The sequence below is a fragment of the Microcystis sp. LE19-195.1E genome (genome assembly GCF_027532095.1).
Lineage (GTDB): Bacteria > Cyanobacteriota > Cyanobacteriia > Cyanobacteriales > Microcystaceae > Microcystis > Microcystis aeruginosa.
The window spans coordinates 1-1,773 of sequence record NZ_JAPZSZ010000184.1 but is presented as its reverse complement, the minus strand read 5'-3'; the positions used below and the strand labels follow the sequence as shown (position 1 = coordinate 1,773).

Here is a 1,773-nt window from a genome sequence, read left to right as displayed (position 1 = left end):
AAAAATAGGCTTTTCGAGGGTAATTCTTGTTTTAATTCTCCATGTACGCAGTCTTTAAAAGCCTCTATTTCGTTCCAAGACACGATTAAGAGTGGCTTTTAGGCTAAGTATAATTACTCATCGCGTAAGTGAGATGCTCCCTATTGTCGCGCTCCTAACGCACCCTACCTACTCAGATGAACAGTTTCGACGATTACAACAGCATAGCGTCCTGTAGGGGGGAAGCATTCGAGCAATAACCTATCGGTGAAACCGGAGATTTTCTATCCGAATGCTTCCCCCGTACTTTTTGCCGCAAACCCTATTTAGAGCCGTTTTTTTCAGTGAAAACAGGGAAATTTTCCGTAAATTCCCCCACCCCTAACACCTCATACTAAATCCAGTTATTAAAGACTGATTATTTATTCCCCCTTTTGCCTCTTGCCTGACTGGGAGTCACAAGTCTAAGCTAAGAATAGCTTGCCAACCCGTCCCGACCACCGGATAACTGATAGAATGAATGATTCTAACGCTAATTCTCCCGCTCAATCCTCAGAAGAGACAATAGATGAAACCAATTGGGTAGATCTGGGGGAAGAGGAGAAACCCCTAGATAAACCCACTGCCAAACCTATCCAACCATCTCCCCTCAAGTCTATCGCTACCCTGATCACGGTGGAGACGGCTTTTTTGGCCAGTGCTACCAGTTTAATCTGGTTAATTGACTATTATTTTCCCCTCGGACCGTTATTAAGGGTTTTCTTCCCGATTCCTATCGCTTTAGCCTATTTACGTTGGGGCGCTCGTTGTGCTTCCATGACAGCATTAGTTTCCAGTTTACTTTTGTCGGTGTTAATGGGACCGACTCGCAGTATCGTCTTTTTGATTCCCCACGGCTTGATGGGGTTACAATTGGGGCTATGCTGGCGCCGGGGTGCGCGCTGGGAATTTTCTATCTTGACTGGGGGACTGTTGGGGGCTTTTGGTTTATTCTTTCGTTTTTGGCTATTTTCAATTCTTTTAGGCGAAAATCTCTGGTTATATGTGATTACCCAAGCGACTAATTTTATCGATTGGATTTTCACCTGGTTAGGGATTCTCGCTAAACCGACGCTGCTGCAAGTGCAATCTATAGCAGTTGTGGGCATATTTGTCAATAGTTTATTATACTTATTTGCCGTGCATTTAGTGGCGTTATTAGTTCTTGATCGCCTCGGTAATCCGATTTCTCGTCCGCCCAAATGGGTGCAGGTCATACTAGATTATGAGTGATTATCTTGGTCAGGGGATCATCGAAAATTTGGGTCTGAAACCCCGTCGTTCTACGACGGCTTTACTGTTAAATATTAGCACATTTACGAAATATATGCTAGAATGTGAGACATGGAAAAAGCCTACTCGTTCCGATTTTACCCCACACCCGAACAAGAGTCGCTATTGCGGCGCACATTGGGCTGTGTAAGATTGGTTTACAATAAGGCACTCCATCTCAGAACACAAGCTTGGTACGAAAGACAAGAAAGAGTAGGATATACTGAAACTTCTTCAATGCTAACTGATTGGAAAAAACAAGAAGAATTAGAGTTTTTAAACGAGGTAAGCTGTGTACCTTTACAACAAGGTTTAAGACACCTACAAACAGCTTTTACTAACTTCTTTGCTGGTCGTACTAAGTATCCTAACTTTAAGAAAAAACATCAAGGAGGAAGTGCCGAATTTACCAAATCAGCCTTTAAATTTAAAGACAAACAAATCTATTTAGCTAAATGCACAGAACCTTTACCTATTCGATGG

General features: G+C 42.6%; 3 protein-coding genes. All 3 read left to right on the top strand.

Annotated features, from left to right (window positions below; genetic code table 11):
- Nucleotides 1-495: 495 nt before the first annotated feature.
- On the top strand, nt 496-1,251 hold the full coding sequence (locus O9300_RS10555; RefSeq protein WP_287971589.1) for a DUF2232 domain-containing protein: 756 nt from the start codon (nt 496-498) through the stop codon (nt 1,249-1,251).
- Nucleotides 1,244-1,441: a hypothetical protein gene (locus O9300_RS10550; protein ID WP_149978335.1), complete on the top strand. Its 198-nt coding sequence runs from the start codon at nt 1,244-1,246 to the stop codon at nt 1,439-1,441. The genes O9300_RS10555 and O9300_RS10550 overlap by 8 nt, the downstream gene beginning before the upstream one ends.
- Nucleotides 1,363-1,773 (top strand): RNA-guided endonuclease InsQ/TnpB family protein (locus tag O9300_RS10545; RefSeq protein ID WP_287971588.1); only part of this gene is annotated, 411 nt, incomplete at its 3' end. The genes O9300_RS10550 and O9300_RS10545, both read left to right, overlap by 79 nt.

Bases quoted from the DNA above. Each gene is read 5' to 3' on its own strand.
- O9300_RS10555 (WP_287971589.1), top strand. From the start codon at position 496: ATGAATGATTCTAACGCTAATTCTCCCGCTCAATCCTCAGAAGAGACA.
- O9300_RS10550 (WP_149978335.1), top strand. From the start codon at position 1,244: ATGAGTGATTATCTTGGTCAGGGGATCATCGAAAATTTGGGTCTGAAA.